Origin of the sequence: Nonomuraea sp. NPDC050478, from assembly GCF_044458265.1 — a bacterium.
GTDB classification, from domain to species: Bacteria; Actinomycetota; Actinomycetes; order Streptosporangiales; family Streptosporangiaceae; genus Nonomuraea; species Nonomuraea ferruginea.
Genome location: NZ_JBITHT010000007.1, coordinates 138,238 through 155,328 on the forward strand (window position 1 = coordinate 138,238; position 17,091 = coordinate 155,328).

Annotated in this window: 18 protein-coding genes and 1 riboswitch; of the genes, 11 read left to right on the forward strand and 7 right to left on the reverse strand. The window is 73.1% G+C overall.

What is annotated here, in order from left to right; all coding sequences use genetic code 11:
• Positions 1-79 precede the first annotated feature (79 nt).
• The 5 genes from ACIBF7_RS33535 (at position 80) to ACIBF7_RS33555 (ending at position 3,474) form a co-directional block, all read left to right on the forward strand.
• Positions 80-697, forward strand: a complete 618-nt coding sequence (locus ACIBF7_RS33535) for a DedA family protein (RefSeq protein WP_222708935.1) — start codon at positions 80-82, stop codon at positions 695-697.
• Positions 681-1,796 (forward strand): sensor histidine kinase, encoded by a 1,116-nt coding sequence (locus tag ACIBF7_RS33540; RefSeq protein ID WP_397198928.1) that lies wholly within the window; start codon positions 681-683, stop codon positions 1,794-1,796. The genes ACIBF7_RS33535 and ACIBF7_RS33540 overlap by 17 nt, the downstream gene beginning before the upstream one ends.
• The gene (locus ACIBF7_RS33545) at positions 1,787-2,431 is read left to right on the forward strand and encodes a response regulator transcription factor (RefSeq protein WP_148031591.1); all 645 of its coding nucleotides are present in this window, start codon (positions 1,787-1,789) and stop codon (positions 2,429-2,431) included. The genes ACIBF7_RS33540 and ACIBF7_RS33545 overlap by 10 nt, the downstream gene beginning before the upstream one ends.
• 102 nt (positions 2,432-2,533) lie before the next feature.
• Positions 2,534-3,067: a dihydrofolate reductase family protein gene (locus ACIBF7_RS33550; RefSeq protein WP_397198929.1), complete on the forward strand. Its 534-nt coding sequence runs from the start codon at positions 2,534-2,536 to the stop codon at positions 3,065-3,067.
• 2 nt (positions 3,068-3,069) lie between these two features.
• On the forward strand, positions 3,070-3,474 hold the full coding sequence (locus ACIBF7_RS33555) for a hypothetical protein (protein ID WP_364235979.1): 405 nt from the start codon (positions 3,070-3,072) through the stop codon (positions 3,472-3,474).
• Between the two features lie 8 nt (positions 3,475-3,482).
• Here ACIBF7_RS33555 and ACIBF7_RS33560 read toward each other — a convergent pair whose 3' ends face one another.
• Entirely contained in the window at positions 3,483-4,163 is a 681-nt protein-coding gene (locus tag ACIBF7_RS33560) for a MerR family transcriptional regulator (protein WP_397198930.1), read from the reverse strand.
• Positions 4,164-4,277: 114 nt separating this feature from the next.
• Between ACIBF7_RS33560 and ACIBF7_RS33565 the strand changes: the two genes are divergently transcribed.
• The 4 genes from ACIBF7_RS33565 to ACIBF7_RS33580 all read left to right on the forward strand — a co-directional run bounded on the left by ACIBF7_RS33565 (position 4,278) and on the right by ACIBF7_RS33580 (position 7,861).
• Positions 4,278-6,569, forward strand: a complete 2,292-nt coding sequence (locus tag ACIBF7_RS33565; protein WP_397198931.1) for an ATP-binding cassette domain-containing protein — start codon at positions 4,278-4,280, stop codon at positions 6,567-6,569.
• A 77-nt stretch (positions 6,570-6,646) separates the two neighbouring features.
• Entirely contained in the window at positions 6,647-7,087 is a 441-nt protein-coding gene (locus ACIBF7_RS33570) for a pyridoxamine 5'-phosphate oxidase family protein (protein ID WP_219546377.1), read from the forward strand.
• Between the two features lie 111 nt (positions 7,088-7,198).
• Positions 7,199-7,420, forward strand: a complete 222-nt coding sequence (locus ACIBF7_RS33575; RefSeq protein WP_397198932.1) for a hypothetical protein — start codon at positions 7,199-7,201, stop codon at positions 7,418-7,420.
• 21 nt (positions 7,421-7,441) lie between these two features.
• Positions 7,442-7,861, forward strand: coding sequence for an SRPBCC family protein (locus ACIBF7_RS33580; RefSeq protein ID WP_397198933.1), 420 nt, complete (start codon positions 7,442-7,444; stop codon positions 7,859-7,861).
• A 36-nt stretch (positions 7,862-7,897) separates the two neighbouring features.
• Here ACIBF7_RS33580 and rox read toward each other — a convergent pair whose 3' ends face one another.
• On the reverse strand, positions 7,898-9,370 hold the full coding sequence (gene rox, locus ACIBF7_RS33585) for a rifampin monooxygenase (RefSeq protein ID WP_397198934.1): 1,473 nt from the start codon (positions 9,368-9,370) through the stop codon (positions 7,898-7,900).
• A gap of 263 nt (positions 9,371-9,633) precedes the next feature.
• Here rox and ACIBF7_RS33590 point away from each other — a divergent pair, with 263 nt between their 5' ends.
• Entirely contained in the window at positions 9,634-10,500 is an 867-nt protein-coding gene (locus ACIBF7_RS33590) for a hypothetical protein (RefSeq protein ID WP_397198935.1), read from the forward strand.
• Positions 10,501-10,518: 18 nt separating this feature from the next.
• On the opposite strand, the gene ACIBF7_RS33595 is transcribed toward ACIBF7_RS33590, so the two are convergent.
• Genes ACIBF7_RS33595 through ACIBF7_RS33615 form a run of 5 tightly spaced genes read right to left on the reverse strand, consistent with a single transcriptional unit; the run spans position 10,519 to position 14,654 of the window.
• Positions 10,519-11,430 (reverse strand): alpha/beta fold hydrolase, encoded by a 912-nt coding sequence (locus ACIBF7_RS33595; protein ID WP_397198936.1) that lies wholly within the window; start codon positions 11,428-11,430, stop codon positions 10,519-10,521.
• A complete protein-coding gene (locus ACIBF7_RS33600) occupies positions 11,414-11,896 on the reverse strand; it encodes a hypothetical protein (RefSeq protein ID WP_219546383.1) in 483 nt (160 codons plus the stop codon). Before ACIBF7_RS33600 ends, ACIBF7_RS33595 begins: the two co-directional genes overlap by 17 nt.
• Before the next feature lie 52 nt (positions 11,897-11,948).
• On the reverse strand, positions 11,949-13,298 hold the full coding sequence (locus ACIBF7_RS33605) for a serine hydrolase domain-containing protein (RefSeq protein ID WP_397198937.1): 1,350 nt from the start codon (positions 13,296-13,298) through the stop codon (positions 11,949-11,951).
• 19 nt (positions 13,299-13,317) lie between these two features.
• The gene (locus tag ACIBF7_RS33610; protein WP_397198938.1) at positions 13,318-14,298 is read right to left on the reverse strand and encodes an alpha/beta hydrolase family esterase; all 981 of its coding nucleotides are present in this window, start codon (positions 14,296-14,298) and stop codon (positions 13,318-13,320) included.
• A gap of 41 nt (positions 14,299-14,339) precedes the next feature.
• Positions 14,340-14,654 carry a multidrug efflux SMR transporter gene (locus tag ACIBF7_RS33615; protein WP_271277572.1) on the reverse strand — a complete coding sequence of 105 codons (315 nt, stop codon included), beginning with the start codon at positions 14,652-14,654 and terminating at the stop codon, positions 14,340-14,342.
• 32 nt (positions 14,655-14,686) lie between these two features.
• Positions 14,687-14,752: riboswitch (guanidine-III (ykkC-III) riboswitch) on the reverse strand.
• Positions 14,753-14,830: 78 nt separating this feature from the next.
• Between ACIBF7_RS33615 and ACIBF7_RS33620 the strand changes: the two genes are divergently transcribed.
• On the forward strand, positions 14,831-17,065 hold the full coding sequence (locus ACIBF7_RS33620; protein WP_378525202.1) for an ATP-dependent RecD-like DNA helicase: 2,235 nt from the start codon (positions 14,831-14,833) through the stop codon (positions 17,063-17,065).
• Positions 17,066-17,091: the final 26 nt, after the last annotated feature.

A 17,091-nucleotide genomic window follows, 5' to 3' on the forward strand; every position in this document is an offset into this window, starting at 1 on the left:
CGGGGGTGTGGTTTCCCACACCTGAACACGGAAGCCCGCCTCATCAACGGGACCACCCGATCTTCCGTACCCTTGGCGCATGGTTGATTGGGTTGTGCAGTTGATGGAGCTCCTGGGCGCGCCTGGAGCCGGCATGGCGGTGGCGGCGGAGAACCTGTTCCCGCCGATTCCGAGCGAGGTGATCCTGCCGCTTGCGGGCTTCACGGCCAGCCGGGGCAACATGGGCCTGGTCGACGCTCTCGTCTGGACCACGGTCGGTTCGATCGTCGGCGCGCTGGCCCTCTACTGGGTGGGCGCGCTGCTCGGTCGCGAGCGGGTGCTGGCGATCGCCGCGAAGATGCCGCTGGTGAAGGTCTCCGACATCGAGAAGACGGAGTCGTGGTTCCTCAAGCACGGCAAGGCGACGGTGTTCTTCGGCCGGTTCATTCCGATTTTCCGCAGTCTGATCTCGGTGCCCGCCGGGGTGGAGCGGATGCCGGTGCTGCAGTTCACCCTGCTCACGGCGGCCGGCAGCGGCATCTGGAACACCACCTTCGTGCTGGCCGGCTACTACCTGGGCAAGCAGTGGCGTCTGGTCGAGACGTACATGGGGGTGGCCTCCAAGGTGGTGCTCGGCCTGGTCCTGCTCGCGGTGGTGGTCTTCGTGGTGGTGCGGCTGAGCGAGCGGCGCAAGGGGCGCCATGCGCTTCGCCGCTGAGGGGGCGCGGGTGCTCGGCGCGGTCGTGCTGGGTGCGCTGACCGCGCCGGTGGAGGCGGTGTTCCTGCTGGTGACGCTGCCGTTCGCCGGCGGCACGGCCGGGGCCGCGCGGTGGCTGGCCCGGTGGGAGGCGCGCCGCCTGCGGCTGGATCCCGCCGTCCTGGACCGCGCGAGCCTGGATCCCCCTGCCGGGGGCGGGGACGGCTCGCGGGCGCGGCTGTTCCTGGCCGCGCGGGTGCCGCTGGGGTTGCTCGGCGCGCTGGTGCTGGTGCTGCTGGTGTTCGGCGCCTGGCAGGCGGGCCGGCTGGTCTGGGCGTGGGTCCTGGACGAGGCGTACGACGGGATGTCGCGTTCGGTGCCGCTGGGGCTCTACATGTTCACGCTGGGCGGCGTGCTGCTGTTCCTGGCGCTGATGGGACTGGTGGGGGTGCGGACGCTGGAGCGGCGGCTGGCCGCGCGGATGCTGGGTCCCGACCGTACCGAGGCGCTGGAGCGCCGGATCGCCGAGCTGTCGGAGAGCCGGGCCGGCATCGTGGCGGCGGTCGACTCCGAGCGGCGCCGGATCGAGCGTGACCTGCACGACGGGCTGCAGCAGCGGCTGGTGGCGCTGTCGATGCTGATCGGGCGGGCGCGGCGCGGCCATCCGGATCTGATGGACCAGGCGCACGTCGAGGCGCAGCAGGCGCTGGGCGAGCTGCGGGAGGTGGCCTGGCGGGTGTATCCGAGCGGGCTGGACGCGCTCGGGCTGCAGGAGGCGCTGGCCGGGGTGGCCGAGCGGTCCGAGGTGCCGGTCACCGTGTCGTGTGACCTGCCGGGGCGGCCGCCGCCCGCGGTGGAGGCGGCGGCGTACTTCGTGGTGAGCGAGGCCGTGACGAACGCCAACAAGCACGCCGGGGCCGGTCGCGTCGAGGTCGCGGTGCGGATGGAGGGGGCGGCGCTGGTGGTGTCGGTGCGTGACGACGGGGTGGGCGGCGCGGGCGCGTCCGGTGGCGGGCTGTCGGGGCTGCGGCGCCGGGTGGCTGCGCTGGACGGCGGTTTCGCGGTGGACAGCCCGCCCGGCGGGCCGACGGTGATCAGGGCGGAGCTGCCGTGCGGGTGATCCTGGCGGAGGATTCGACGCTGCTGCGCGAGGGCCTGGTCCGGCTGCTGCTGGAGGAGGGGCACGAGGTGCCGGCGGCGGTGGGCGACGGTGAGGCGCTGGTGGCGGCGGTGGCCGCGCATCTGCCGGACGCGGTGGTGGTGGACGTGCGGATGCCGCCGACGCACACCGACGAGGGGCTGCGCGCGGCCCTGGAGATCAGGCGGCGCTGGCCGGGGGTGAAGGTGCTGGTGCTGTCGCAGTACGTGGAGAAGCGGTACGCGACCGAGCTGATGAGCTCGGACGTGTCGGGCGTCGGTTACCTGCTGAAGGACCGGGTGGCGCAGGTCGCCGACTTCCTGGACGCGCTGGAGCGGGTGGGCGCGGGCGGCGCGGCGTTCGATCCCGAGGTGGTGCGCCAGTTGCTGGCCCGCACCAGTCAGGTGGATCCGCTGGCCAGGCTGACGGCGCGGGAGCGCGAGGTGCTGGAGCTGATGGCGCAGGGGCTGACGAACGCCTCGATCGCGCAGGCGCTGCACGTGTCGCAGAGCGCGGTGGAGAAGCACGTGAACGCGCTGTTCGACAAGCTGGACCTGTCGCACGTCACCGGTTACAGCCGGCGGATGCTGGCGGTGCTCCGCTTCCTCGGTTCCTGATTTTTCTGGACGTATCACCCTCCTAGGTGACCTGCGGCCCGCCTTGACAAATTTATTTGTCGGTGGGACGGTGGAGCCACACCCCGAAACGAGGAGTCAACGATGCGGAAGATCGTCGCAGGGCTGTTCATCTCGCTCGACGGCGTCGTGGAGTCGCCGGAGAAGTGGCATTTCCCGTACTACGACGAGGACATGGGCCGGTCGGTCGACACGCTCATGCGGCGCTGCGAGGCCATGCTGCTGGGCCGCAACACCTACGAGACGTTCGCCTCCCACTGGCCTCACCAGAGTCCGGACGACCCGCTGGCCACCATGATGAACGGCCGCGCCAAGTACGTGGTCTCCTCCACGCTCACCGACCCCGCCTGGCAGAACACCACGGTGATCGCCGCCGGAGACGTGGCCGCGCTCAAGGAGGGGCCGGGCGGCGACCTGGGCATGAGCGGCAGCCCCACCCTGGTGGTGTCGCTGCTGCGGGAGGGCCTGCTGGACGAGCTGCACCTGCTGGTGCACCCGGTGGTCGTCGGCAGCGGGCAGCGGCTGTTCGAGGAGGGCGCGGGGCACATCCCGCTCAAGCTCACCAAGTCCGAGACGTTCGGCACCGGCGTGCTGGACCTGACCTACGAAAGGGCCTGACCATGGCCGCCAAGACCGTCGCCGAGAAGCTGCTCGTCAAGCCGGGCGGCACCGTGTGGATCTCCGCGGGGGAGCACCGGCCGCTCGTCGGCCCCCTGCCGGAGGGCGCGGACTACGTCGAGGACCTGGGCGAGGCTGCGGTGGGGGTGTTCTTCGCCGCCGACGCGGCCTCGGCCCGCGGCCTGCTGGACGGGCAGCGCGACCGGCTGACCGGCCCGCCGGTGCTCTGGGTCGCCTACCCGAAGGGCGGCAAGTCCGACGTCAACCGTGACACGCTCTGGCCCATCGTGGGCGAGTTCGGGCTGCGCCCGAACGGCCAGGTGGCGGTAGACGAGACGTGGTCGGCGCTGCGCTTCCGCCCGCTGAAGGAGGGCGAGCCGCCTTTCACCGGCGGCGCGTCCCGATAGACCGGGTCTCAACCGCCGGAAAGATACTCGTGCAGGCGTGCGGCGGCCGCCAGCATGGCGGTGGCGCGCTCGGTCAGCTCCTGGCGGCGGCGGGCGATGGCAGCGCGCAGGGCGTCGCTGCTGCCGGTGCGGCGCAGCCCGTCGAGGACGGGCCTGATCTGCGGGAACGGGTGGCGGGCCTGCCGCAGCATGAAGATCATCCGCGCGTCGCGGACGTCGGCAGGCCCGTAGAGGCGGTAGCCGGTGGCCGGGTCGCGGCGAGGCGCCAGCAGCCCCGCCGACTCCCACACGCGCAGGGCCGAGGTCCGCACCCCCAGCCGGGCGGCGACCTCGCCGATGCGCAGGCTGCCCCGGAAGGCGCCTTCCTCGTGGCCCGCCGTCTCCAACGCCCGCCCTGCCGACTCCAGGGCCGCGCGCCGGCCGTGCAGCTCGGCGTGGCCGGCGTCGACGAGTTCGAGGGCGCGCGGCACGTCGCCCGCGTGCACGGCCCGCATGATCTGGCGGGCGGCGTCCCAGCCGTGGCCGGCGGCCAGCGCCCGGTAGGTGAGCAGCGCCTGCCGGTGGCGGGCGTCGAAGCGGCGGTAACCGGCGGGCGTGCGCGGGGTGGGCGGCAGGACGCCGTCGTCGGCGTAGTTGCGGATCTGCTGGGTCGACAGGCCCGCGACGCGCGCCAGATCGATGGGCCGCACGGGCGCCCGCCTTCCACAAACAGGGGTTACGTCGCACTTTAAGGTTACCGACGCCTCCTCCAGGCCACGACCGTGAAACCTTACACTTGCAACTTCAATGACAGACTTGATGGCATGACTATCGCCGACGATCTACGAAAGTCTGATTACCGCGCCGCCGACGGCCACGACCACATCCAGGTGCGCGGCGCCCGGGAGAACAACCTGGCCGGGATCTCCCTCGACATCCCGAAGCGGCGGCTCAGCGTGTTCACCGGGGTGTCCGGCTCCGGCAAGTCGTCGCTGGTCTTCGACACCATCGCCGCCGAGTCGCGGCGGCTGATCAACGAGACGTACACCGCGTTCATCCAGGGGTTCATGCCGCCGCTGAACCGGCCGGACGTGGACGCGCTGCACAACCTGAGCGCGGCGATCATCGTCGACCAGGAGCGGATGGGCGCCAACGCCCGCTCCACGGTCGGCACCGCGACCGACACGTACACGATGCTGCGGATCGTCTTCAGCCGGATCGGCACCCCGCACGTGGGCCCGGCCTACGCCTTCAGCTTCAATACCCCGCAGGGCATGTGCCCCGAGTGCGTGGGCCTGGGCCAGATCACCGACATCGACGTGGACGAGCTGGTGGACCGGGAGCTGTCGCTGAACGAGGGCGCGATCAAGGCGCCCGGGTTCCCGGTCGACTCGTGGTACTGGCAGGTGATGGCGAACTCGGGCTTCTACGACCCGGCGGTCAAGCTGAAGGACTTCACCCCCCAGCAGTGGGAGGACTTCCTGCACAAGCCGACCACCAAGGTGAAGGTCGGCTCCAGCAACCTCACCTACGAAGGGCTCGTGGTCCGGGTGCGCAAGCAGTACCTGGGCAAGGACCGCGAGTCGCTGAAGGGGCAGGCCCGCGCGTTCGCCGACCGGGCGGTCAAGCTGATGCGCTGCCAGGCCTGCGACGGCACCCGGATCAACGAGGCGGCCCGCTCGGCGCGGATCGGCGGGCGCAACATCGCCGAGTGCTCGGCCATGCAGATCAACGACCTGGCCGGCTTCCTGCGCGGCATCGGCGACCCCGCGGTGGGCCCGGTGCTGGACAACCTGCGGGCCACGCTCGACTCGCTGGTGGAGATCGGGCTGGGCTATCTGAGCCTGGACCGGGAGTCGGGCACGCTGTCCGGCGGCGAGGCGCAGCGGGTCAAGATGGTCCGCCACCTCAACTCCAGCCTGAGCGACGCCACCTACGTCTTCGACGAGCCGACCGCCGGGCTGCACCCGCACGACATCCAGCGGATGAACGAGCTGCTGATCAAACTGCGCGACAAGGGCAACACCGTGCTGGTGGTGGAGCACAAGCCGGAGATGATCGCCATCGCCGACTTCGTGGCCGACCTGGGGCCGGGCGCCGGCGCGCAGGGCGGCACGCTCTGCTACGCCGGCGACCTGGAGGGGCTGCGCGCCTCCGGCACCCTCACCGGCCGCTACCTGGACCACCGGGTGACGCTGCGGGAGAAGGTGCGCGAGCCGGCCGGGTGGCTGCCGATCCGCGGCGCGACCCTGCACAACCTGCAAGGTGTGGACGCCGACCTCCCGCTGGGGGTGCTGACCGTGGTCACCGGGGTGGCCGGGTCGGGCAAGAGCTCGCTCATCCACGGCTACGTCGCCGGCCGCGAGGGCGTGGTGGTGGCCGACCAGTCGCCGATCCGCGGGTCGCGGCGGAGCAATCCGGCCACGTACACGGGGCTGCTCGACCCGATCCGGGCGGCGTTCGCCAAGGCCAACGGGGTCAAGCCGGCGCTGTTCTCGCCCAACTCCGAGGGGGCCTGCCAGGCGTGCAAGGGCATCGGCCTGATCTACACCGACCTGGCGATGATGGCCGGGGTGGCGACGGTGTGCGAGGAGTGCGAGGGCAGGCGGTTCACGCCGCAGGTGCTGGCCTACCGGTTGCGCGGCAAGAACATCAGCGAGGTGCTGGAGATGCCGGTGGCCGAGGCGGCCGGGTTCTTCACCAGCGGCCCGGCCAAGGTCATCCTGGACCGGCTGGAGGCGGTCGGGCTGGGCTATCTGGGCCTGGGCCAGCCGCTGACGACGCTGTCGGGCGGTGAGCGGCAGCGCCTGAAGCTGGCGGTGCACATGGCCAGGAACGGCTCCACCTACGTGCTGGACGAGCCGACGACGGGCCTGCACCTGGCGGACGTCGACCATCTGCTGGGCCTGCTGGACCGGCTGGTGGACGACGGCAACACGGTGATCGTGATCGAGCACCACCAGGCGGTGATGGCGCACGCCGACTGGATCGTCGACCTGGGGCCGGGCGCCGGTCACGACGGCGGCCGGGTGGTCTTCGCGGGCACGCCCGCCGACCTGGTGGACTCGGGCGACACGCTGACGGCCCGCCACCTGCGCGCCTACGTGGGCCGGTAGCGCGTCACGTTCTCCCTCCGCGGCGTGTCATGGTGGTGACCGCATCAGTGCCACATGTGACAGCAAAGGACTCGAGAATGCCTCGTACGCCGGCGGAACGGTTGAAGGACACCCTGTCCCGGCTGGAGAAGGACGTGGACGCGTGGGTGGCCACGGCGGGGGAGGGGCCGTGCATGGTGCCGCTGTCGTTCCTGTGGGACGGTGAGACGCTGCTGATCTCCACGGCGGCGAGGACTCCGACGGCGCGCAACCTGGTGGCCGACGGCCGGGTGCGCGTCGGCGTGGGGCTGACGCGTGACGTGGTGCTCATCGAGGGGACGGCCGAGGCGGTCCGGCCGCAGGAGCTGCCGGAGGCGACGGGTGACGCGTTCGCCGCCAAGACCGGCTTCGACCCGCGCGCGCTCTCGTCCCCGTACCTGTATTTCCGGATCCGCCCGGTCTGGGTGCAGGCGTGGCGGGAGGAGGACGAGCTGGCGGGCCGCGACCTCATGCGTGACGGCGAGTGGCTGGACGCCTAGCCGGCGTCACCGCACGCGGAGCCGCGCCAGGTGGTAGTCGAGCGACGCGGTGACCTCTTCGGGGGTGTAGTGGCCGACCAGGGTGGCGTTCCGTACAGGACTCTCGTCTCCTTGGCGGCGTCCAGCGTGAACGACCAGCCGTTCTGGGCCGCCGGGCTGACGGCGCCGGGCGCGATCCCGTGGCGCCGCCTGACGCCCGCACGGCTGGCCGCCGGGCTCACCGACCCGGCCTGCCGGCGGCGGGCCCGGGCCCTGGCGGTCCGGGTCGCGGCGGAGGATGGCGCGGCGCCCGTCGTCGAGGGGGTGAACCGGCGCGGATGTTCGAGCCGGTGAGCGCGGGGCAGGACCTCTGAGGTGACCTGTCACGTGTACGCGGCCGCGCAGGTGTTCGTGCCGGCGCCGCCGGAGCGGGTGTTCGCGCTCGTGACGGACTGGCCGCGGCACCGGGAGTGGATGGTGCTGACGTCGGCGTGGGGGGCCGGCGACCGGGTGGAGGCGTTCACCGGGGTCGGCCGGCTGGGCTTCCTGGACGTGACGACGATCACCCGGTGGGAGCCGCCCCACGTGGTGGAGATGCGGCATGTGGGGCGGCTGGTGCGCGGCGACGGGGTGATCCGGGTGCGGGCGTGCGCGGGCGGCAGCCGGGTGATCTGGGCCGAGCGGCTGCGGCCGCCGCTGGGGCCGGTGGGGTGGCTGCTGTGGCCGCTGGCCCGGCCGGTGGTGAACGCGCTGGCCCGGTTGTCGCTGCGCCGGCTGGCCCGGCTGCTCACCTGACGACCCCGGCCCTGACGGCTCACCACCGGCCGGTGTTCAGGTGGCGGGCTCGCCGAACCAGCGGGACAGGTGGTCGTCCAGGTCCTGCTGGTCGTTGCCGATCCAGGCGACGTGGCCGTCGGGGCGTAGCAGGACGCACGGGACGTCCACGCCCGCGGAGGCGTCCGCGAGGTGATCGACCCGGTCCGCCCAGCCGCCGGCGGTCAGGCGTCCGGTGCGGTCCAGCAGCAGGCCGCGGCCGTGGTGCAGCAGAGCGTAGAGGCGGCCGTTCTTCACCTCGACGTCGGGCAGGCGGCGGCCGAGCAGGCCGGGCCCTTCGCCGAAGTCGTAGCGGACGCCGATCGCGGTGATCTTCTCGGTCAGATGGCGGTTCACCTCGTCGAAGTCCATCAGTTCGGTGAGCAGCCTGCGCACGGCCCGCGGGCCCGGTTCGGGGGACAGCAGTTCCGTCTGGGCGCGGGTGTTGTCCAGCACGTCCGCGGCGACCGGGTGACGTTCGGCCTGGTAGGTGTCCAGCAGTGTCGCCGGGGCCCAGCCGCGGATCTGTGCGGCCAGTTTCCAGCCGAGGTTGAACGCGTCCTGGACGCCCAGGTTGAGGCCCTGCCCGCCGATGGGCGGATGGATGTGCGCGGCGTCGCCGGCCAGGAGCACCCGCCCGACGCGGTAACGTTCGGCCAGCCGGGTGGCGTCCCCGAAGCGGGACATCCAGCGCGGGGAGTGCACGCCGAAGTCGGTTCCGGCGATGGCGCGCAACTGCTGCCGGAAATCCTCCAGGGTGGGCGGTTCCGCGCGGTCGCCGGCTCCCGCGGCGGGCACCACGACGCTGTAGACGGTTTCGCCGAAGGGCCGGAGCCAGAACGGCCGGTGGGTCTGGCCGACTTCGGCCACCTTGGCGGCGATCTCCTCCCGCGGCACGCCCACTTCCATCTCGCCCATCAGCGTCTCGGTCCGCGAGGGCTCGCCGGGGAAGCCGACGCCGAGCAGTTTGCGCACCGTGCTGCGCGCGCCGTCACAGCCGACGAGGTAGCGCGAACGCAGCCGCTCCCCGCCGGCCAGCTCGACGGTCACGCCCTCGTCGTCCTGCTCGAATCCGGCCACCGCGCGACCGCGCCGGACCTGCGCGCCCCGTGCGGCCGCGTGCTCCTCGAGCAGACGCTCGATGACCGGCTGAGGGATGCCCAGCAGATAGGCGTAGGCGGAATCCAGGCCCTGGGGCGGGGGTTTGGGGATGGCGGCGAAGAAACCGCCGGCCGGACGCTGCCGCCCGTGCGGGAGGACGCGGTCCAGCAGTCCGCGCATCGCCATCAGTTCGAGACTGCGCATGTGCAGACCGACGACGCGGACGAACGACGCGGGCTCGGTCCTCTTGTCCAGGACGAGTACCCGTACGTCGTGCAGCCGCAGCTCGGCGGCCAGCATCGCACCGGTCGGCCCGCACCCGGCGATGATCACATCGTGGGTGAGGGGCGCGCGCCCGGCGCCTTCGCCGGTGACCTGCTGAGAGTGCATAGGTGTCGCCTTTCGGGAGTGCCTTGTCAGCGAGGCGCTCCCGGCGGCCCCTACCTCGGTCGCCCGGCCGTGACGGGAAGGGGGAGCACCCACATCGCTACAGCGTTCATGGGTCTCACCTCCTCGGGCGGCGTCACGGTCAGCCGCAAACTACAAGCCCGGGCACCCTCCCGTCCAACCCTTTCCCCGATGGGCCGGAACTGTCGGCCGCGGTCCCTAGAGTCACTGTCCGCGGGCCCATCCCCGCGGGAAGCGGAGAGACCATGGCCATGACGCTGCGATCGTTCAGGGACACCGTGGACACCTATCACGGCGGTTTCCAGCTCGACGACCTGTACGGCGTCGTGGCAGGCCCGTCGCTGTCCGACGGCGTCCTGGAGACCGCGGGCGGCTGGATGCGCGTCGAGAGCGGCGTCCGCCACGGCAGAGCGGACGTCCGCCTGGAAATCTGGGACTCCGACCCGCCGCCCGCCCCCGCCCCGTGGACGGCGGCGGGGGAGAGCGCCTACCTGAGCGCCGGCGGCATCGTGACCATGGGCGACGACGAGGGCGAGCGTTCCCTCGGCGCGCTCGTGCTGGGCCCGCCCTGCTTCCTGTACGGTGTGCGCGCTCATCGCGTGCCCCCGGCCAGGGGCAGCGACGGCGACTTCTGGGAGGACCCCCGGCAGGCCCACGTGCTGTTACGGTTCTGGCCGCTGCGCGACGTCTTCGACCCGGCACTGCACGCGCGCCCCGCGGGGCTGCGCGAGGACGCGGCGGCGCTGCCCTCCGGTTACGTCCCGTCGATGGACTGGCCCGTCCTGCGCGAGCGTACGGCCCCGCCGCCCGGGGACGGATCCGGGCCCGATGTGACCGGCGACCCCTACCCGTGGCGGACCCTCGCGCGGCACCGGTGCCGCACCCGGATCCGCCACGACCTCGACCCCGCGGGCGCGCCGGTCTCCACCGTCCGCAGGCAGGATCTGGCCGTCTCCCGGCCGCCGGATCCCGGGACGTCCCACCGTGTCACCGTTGCGGGCCGGGCGATCGTCACCGTCCTGGCCGCGGACGGCGATCTGCTCACCGTCCGCGACGCGACCCGCGCCGAGTCCGCCCGCGTCGTGGCCGCGGAGCGGGCCTGGCCGGCATGAGGGGCGGCGACCGGCGGGTCAGGCGGCCCTGCTGTGGCGGTGGACGAAGCCGGTGATGAGGGCGGCGACCTCGGCGGGCCGTTCGGCGACCATGCCGTGCCCGGCGTCGATCTCGCGGACCTCGATGGCGGGCCGTTCGGCGGCCAGGGCGGCGAGGTCGCGGCGCAGCCCGGCCCGGTAGGCGTCCATGAGCGGGACCAGGGGCGGCGGGACGGGCGGGTTGCGGGTGGCGTTGACGATGAGGAACGGGCCGGTGAGGCGGCGGAAGACGGGCAGGGCGTCGGCGAACTCGGGCAGTTCGCGCAGCGCGGAGGTGACGGCGGGGCCGGGCCGCAGCAGGAAGCCGCCGTCGTGGGGGCGCAGGTTGCGCCGCACCGACTCCTCCCAGTCGTCGGGGTCGGCGTTCTGGGCGGCGGCGAAGGCGCGCTGCCCGTCGAGGAAGGCCTCGGCCTGCGCGGCGGTCATCGGCGCGGCCGCCGCCTCGGCCTGCCGGCTGAACATCTCGTGCAGCGTGGCCAGGCCGGCCGTCACCTGCCCGGCGTCCAGGCCGGCGTAGTTGGCGGGGTGGGTCTCGGCGGCGCGGTGGCCGTCGAGGCTGACGGCGGCGGGGCAGGCGGGGTGGCGGGCGGCCCACAGGCCGGCGAGCATGCCGCCCAGGCTGTGGCCCGCCACGGCGGGCTCGCCGAGGCCGAGCGCGGCCACGACGTGTTCCAGGTCGTCCAGGACGGCCTTCCACGTCCACGGGCCGTCGCCGGAGCGGCCGTGGCCGCGCAGGTCGACCGCCACCGCGCGCACCCCGCTCAGATGGGGGGCCACCTGCCGCCAGTTGAGCAGGTTGCCGCCGGCTCCGTGGAGCAGCAGCAGCGGCGGGCCGTCGCCGCCGTGGTCGCAGACGGCGATCGGGATGTCGCCGTCAAGGATGGTCTCCATGCGCCCCTCCGGGGTCGAGTCGTTCGCGGACCGAGCGCGTGGCGACACCCCCGTCCGGGTGCTGCTGGAGCTTCCCGCGCCGCACCAGGTCGTGGACGCCCTGGCGGGTGATGCCGAGCATCGCCCCGGCGACCGCGTACGGGACGCGGTCGGCGGAGGGATGGCCGACGCGCCGGGCGATCGCCCGGCCCAGAGGGGTGCGCCACCACTCGAGCGGCGGGTCGAAGGCGGCGTCGCCGGGGTAGAGGACCGCGATCAGCCGCGCGCCGGTGTGGACGGCGCGCGGCCGGTCGGGCCCGAGCAGGTCGGCCGCCCAGGTGGCGGCGTCGTGCCGCGCCTTCGCGCGCAGCTCTTCCAGGGCCCCCGACGCGCCGTCGCCGAGCAGGATCTCCAGCGGGTCGAGCAGTCTGCTGCCGACCAGCCGGAGGATGTCCTGTTCGAGCGCGCCTTGCTCGTCGTGGGTCACGCCGCCTCCCGCCACTACTTGACGTACCATAGCAAGTACTTTACGCCTGACGTCAAGTAATGGGGGTGTGCCAGTCCCCGACACCACCCGGCACCGGCGCCCCCGGATCGTACGGCTCACGCGTGAACACGAACGTGTTCAGATCCAGATGATCCGGCCCCACCCGCAACGTCTCGCCCGCGTAGTAACCGTCCAGCCCCAGCCACGTGCCGTCGTCCTGCGGCACGAACCGCGACGCCCGCCCGCCACCGGACACCGGCCCCAGCGCCAGCCCCCGATCGGGCAGCAGCCGCAGCGTGTACGGCGCCGGACCCCAGTGCCACAACCCGGTCAGCGCCAGCAGATCCGGGTCGGCGGCACCCGGCACCCACTCCCGCGGCATCCGCGGCTCATGCTCCTCCAGGATGTCGAGCAGATCGAACAGCAACGTCCGCCCCACCCCCGACGTGGCGTTGGCCAGGAACAGCACCCCCGTCGCGGCGGCCGGATCGGCCCACACCGTCGCCAGGAACCCCGGCATCGACCCGGTGTGCCCGGCCAACCGGCGCCCGGCATGCCGCGTCAGCTGCAGCCCCAGCCCGTAACCGCCGGTCCAGGCGTCACCGTCGTCGACCGTCGCCGGCTCCCGCATCTCCGCCAGCGTGCCCTCCGCCAGCACCCCGCCGGTGTCACCGGCCACGAACGCCGCCCACCGCGCCAGATCACCGGCCGTCGACCACAGCTGCCCCGCCGGCCCCATCGCCCCATGATCATGCTCCGGCTCGGCCAGCAGCACGTCGGCGTACGGATGGACGGCGTAACCGACGGCGTGCGGCGGCCGCGGCCGCGGCGTCGTGTCACCCATGCCGAGCGGCTCCAGCACCTCCTCCCGCACCGCCTCCAGCCACGGCACCCCCCGCAACCGGGCGACCAGCTCGCCGAGCAGCCCGTAACCGAGATTGGAGTAGTGGTAGCGCCGCCCCGGCCGATGCTTGACATGCGCCGGCCCGAGCCTGCCCAGCAGCTCACCCGCCTCCACGCCCGGCGTGCGCTCCCACCAGTCGGTCGGCGGCTCGGCCGTCAGCCCGCCCGTGTGCGACAGCAGCTGCGCGACCGTGGCCTCCCCGGCCCGCACCCCCGGCAGATGCTTGCCGACCGGATCGGCCAGATCGAGCAGGCCCTCGTCACGCATCCGCATGACGACGACCGCCACCATGCTCTTGGTGATCGACCCCAGCCGGTACTGCGTGCCCGGCGTCGGCTCGCCTCCCGGCGGACCGGCCGTCCGGCCGCGACCGCCCTGCCAGGCCACCTGCCCCTCACGCACCACCGCCGCCATGATCGAGGGGATCCGCGACTCGCTCTGTTCGACGGCCAGGCGGCGCATCAGCGCGCGGGCCGTCACCTGTCCCACCTGAGTCATGAACAGCAAGCCTAGGGGGTCAGCGCGGCTCGGCGGCGTCGAAGGCGTCCAGGATCAGCGCGCTGGCGTCCAGCCCCCGCGCCGTGGCGCCCAGCCGCGGCACCTCGATGGGCCCCGGCCAGGTGTGACCGCCGCCGCCGACCGTGTACAACCGGACGTCCGCCCCCGCCGCGCACCCGTCCCACGCACGCAGCTCGACCGACCGTACGGGAGAGCTCACCCGCGGCTCCGGGCAGCCGAGCGCCGCCGCCCACCCCTCGGCGCTCCGGCGCACCGGCGGCAGCTTCACCATGTCGGCCAGCTTGCGCAGGTCACCGGTGGCGTCCCGCAGCGGATGCCCGCCCCCGTACGGGACGGTCCGGTCGGCGGTGCCGTGGAAGGACACCAGCGTCACCGGCGGCGGCTCCGGGCACGGCCGCACCAGGCTCAGCCCGGCCACCGCCGCCACCCCGGCCAGCCGCCCATCCATCGAGCACGCCAGCGCCGCCGCCATCCCGCCCCCGTACGACAGCCCGGCCGCGAACTGGCGCCGCCGGTCCACGCACAACTCCTGCTCCAGCCGGTCCAGCAGCGCCCCCAGGAACCCGGTGTCGTCGGGCCCGAACCCGTTCGGCAGCGTCCAGGCGAGCCTGCCCTTGGCCACCTGCGGGGTGGCCACGACGTAGCCGCGCTCGGCGCCCACCCGCGGCAGCCGGCTGTAGGCGGCCTGCTCACGCGCGTTGGAACCCAGCCCGTGCAGGTTCAGCAGCACCGGGTGCGGGCCGTCCCCCTCGGGCAGCGCCAGCAGGAACACCCGCTCCAGCCCGCCGAACTCGATCGTGTGCCGCCCCTCCGCGAGCCGCGGCCCGCCCGCGCAACCGTCCGGCGGGGGAGCGACGGTGGGGACGGCGGTGGGCACGGCCGACGGCCGCTCCGGCGACTGGCCGGAACAGCCGGCGGCCGTCACCACCACCAGCATCGCCGTCAGCAGCGCCACGCCGACGCCCCGCCCTCCGCCCATGGCACCTCCCGCCCTCCCCAGGCAGTCCGCGGGAGATCCCGTCAGGACACCAGCCTCAGCCCCACCACACCCGCGACGATCAGCATCAGGCACACCAGCCGGGCGGCCGTGACCGCCTCACCGAGGAACACCATCCCGTACACCGCGGTGCAGACCGCGCCGATCCCCACCCACACCGCGTAACCCGTGCCAACCGGGATCGTCCGCAACGCGTACCCCAGCCCCGCCATGCTGACCGCCAGCGCCGCCACGAACAGCAGCGTGGGACGCAACCGCGACAACCCCTGCGACGAAGCCAGAGCCGCCGCCCACACCGCTTCCAGCACCCCGGACACGACCAGCACGATCCACGCCACGACACGCACCTCCGCAGGAGAACAGACCACGGTCCACGTCGTCTTGTCATGCCGGGTACGACGCGCTCGTCCGGGGCGTGACCCGCAGCGGGCAGCCACCCGCCACGCTACCAGCCACCCCCCGCCACGCCGGGGGAGGTGTCGCGGCGGTGAAGATCTGTCCTAGTCTCCTCCGTGTGGGCAGGCCTGAAGGAAGCCGGGACGGCGGCTCCAAAGACGTCGGCACCAACCTGAACGCCGTGCTCGAACGCATCACCTACGCCGACGAGGACAGCGGCTACACCATCGCGCGCGTCGCCACCGGCCGCTCCGCCACCGAACTGCTCACCGTCGTCGGCCCCCTGCTCGGCGCCCAGGTGGGGGAGTCGCTCCGGCTGACCGGCCGCTGGACCTCCCACCCCCGCTACGGCCGCCAGTTCGAGGTCTGGTCCTACACCACCGTCCTGCCCGCCACCGTCCAGGGCATCCGCCGCTACCTCGGCTCCGGCCTCATCAAAGGCATCGGCCCCAAAATGGCCGAACGGATCGTCGACCACTTCGGCACCGCCACCCTCGACGTCATCGAGAAGGAACCCGCCCGCCTGACCGAAGTGCCCGGCCTCGGCCCCAAACGCACCCGCATGATCGCCGACGCCTGGGAAGAACAGAAGATCATCAAAGAGGTGATGGTGTTCCTCCAGGGCGTCGGCGTGTCCACCTCCATCGCCGTGCGCATCTTCAAGCAGTACGGCGAACGCAGCGTCGAAGTCGTGCGCACCGAACCGTACCGGCTGGCCGACGACGTGTGGGGGATCGGCTTCAAGACTGCCGACACCATCGCCCAGGCCGTCGGCATCCCGCACGACAGCCCCGAACGCGTCAAGGCCGGACTGCGCTACACCCTGTCCCAGGCCGCCGACGACGGCCACTGCTACCTGCCCGCCCCCAACCTGACCGCCGACGCCGTCAAGATCCTCGACGTGCCCGCCCCGCTCACCGCCACCTGCCTGGAAGAGCTGGCCGCCGCCGAAGGCGTCGTCCGCGAGCAGGTGCCCGCCGGCGACAACGACGTCCCCGCCGTCTACCTGCCGCCCTTCCACCGGGCCGAGCAGTCGCTGGCCGGCTCCCTGCTCACCCTCCTGCACCACGGCCACGACCGGCTCAAGGCGTTCGCCGACGTCGACTGGGCCAAGGCCGAGACCTGGCTGCGCGAACGCACCGGCGCCGACCTCGCCGGCGAGCAGCGCCAGGCCGTCCGCCTGGCCCTCACCCACAAGGTCGCCGTGCTGACCGGCGGCCCCGGCTGCGGCAAGAGCTTCACCGTCCGCTCCATCGTCACCCTGGCCCGCGCCAAACGCGCCAAGGTCATCCTCGCCGCCCCCACCGGCCGCGCCGCCAAACGCCTGTCCGAGCTCACCGGCCACGAGGCCACCACCGTCCACCGGCTGCTGCAGCTGCGCCCCGGCGGCGACGCCGCCTACGACCGCGACAACCCCCTGGACGCCGACCTCGTCGTCGTCGACGAAGCCTCCATGCTGGACGTGCTGCTCGCCAACCGCCTCGTCAAGGCCGTCGCCCCCGGCGCCCACCTGCTGTTCGTCGGCGACGTCGACCAGCTGCCGTCCGTCGGCGCCGGCGAGGTCCTCAAAGACCTGCTCGCCGCCGCCGACATCCCCCGCGTACGGCTCACCCAGGTGTTCCGGCAGGCCGCCGAGTCCGGCGTCGTCGTCAACGCCCACCGCGTCAACTCCGGCCTGCAGCCCCAGCTCGCCGGCCTCGACGACTTCTTCCTCTTCCCCTGCGAGGAACCCGACGACATCGCCGCCCTGACCGTCGACGTGGCCGCCCGCCGCATCCCGCGCCGCTTCGGCCTCGACCCCCGCCGCGACATCCAGGTCCTGGCCCCGATGCACCGCGGCGCGGCCGGCGCCGGCGCACTCAACGCCGCCCTGCAGGAAGCCCTCACCCCCGCCCGCGACGGCGCCCCCGAACGCCGCCACGGCGGCCGCGTCTTCCGCGTCGGCGACAAGGTCACCCAGCTGCGCAACAACTACGACAAGGGCGCCGCCGGCGTGTTCAACGGCACCGTCGGCGTCGTCGCCGACATCAGCCCCGACGACCACGCTCTCACCGTCCTGACCGACGAGGACGAACGCGTCGACTACGCCTTCGACGAACTCGACGAGCTCGCCCACGCCTACGCCGTGTCCATCCACCGCTCCCAGGGCAGCGAATACCCCGCCGTGGTCATCCCGCTGGCCACCAGCGCCTGGATGATGCTGCAGCGCAACCTCCTCTACACCGCCATCACCCGCGCCAAGAAGCTCGTCGTCATCGTCGGCTCCCGCCGCGCCCTGGCCCAGGCCGTCCGCACCCGCGGCGCCGGCCGCCGCCACACCGGCCTCACCCACCGCCTCACCCGCCGCGACTGACCCCGTACGGCCCGGCCGCGAGTTTT